Raw genomic sequence first — 737 nt, forward strand, 5'->3', positions numbered from 1 at the left:
GGACACCGGGGCTCAATGAGGCCGTGGCCAGCCTATTGCTCGACGTGAACGCACAGAAAGCTAACTTTAACCCACAGGAAATCGCGAACCTGCTATGGGCCACGGCGAAACTGGTGGACAACGGGCAGGAGCGGACACCGCAGCTCCAAGAGGCCGTGGCCGTGCTGTTGCCACAAGTGAACCCAGAGAAAGCTAACTTTAAACCACAGGAAATCGCCAACCTGCTGTGGGCCATGGCGAAACTGGGCGAACTCATTGAGCTGGACGTGTTAACCTCCACGTTCAAAACGCTTGTCGACCAAATCAGTGGCAACCCTCAGTTCTCTCAGCAAGCGATATTGATGTCCCTTTGGGGAGTAATGGTCTGCTGTGCCAGGTTATCTCTGGTTCCCAATACCAATAAAGGTAACGTGCTGGAAAAGCACATGGATGACCTGTTTACCCGCCTGAAAAATACATCCCCGGACAATGAAGAGGATCAACACACCATTGCGATGGCCGCAAGTTGGCTTGGGAGACCGTGTCCGTTCGTCCCCCATTACCATGCGATCGTTTCAAAACGTCAATCCGACTTCCGCAATCAACTCCAATCATGCATTCCATCTTTGAGGATTGAAGAAGAAAAGAGTCTGAATTCGTTATCTCCGGTTGACCTGCTACTGCCAGATCACAACATGGTGATTGAAGTTCAGGGACCGTCTCATTACGTGGGTGGTGATTTCAACACCAGGAATGGT

Annotated in this window: 1 protein-coding gene; it reads left to right on the plus strand. The window is 51.6% G+C overall.

Annotation, left to right across the window (positions count from 1 at the left end; all coding sequences use genetic code 11):
* Nucleotides 1–737: hypothetical protein (locus tag CX664_RS26760; protein WP_219622293.1), on the plus strand; the 737-nt coding region annotated here is incomplete at both ends.

It is taken from the genome of Endozoicomonas acroporae (assembly GCF_002864045.1).
GTDB lineage: Bacteria > Pseudomonadota > Gammaproteobacteria > Pseudomonadales > Endozoicomonadaceae > Endozoicomonas > Endozoicomonas acroporae.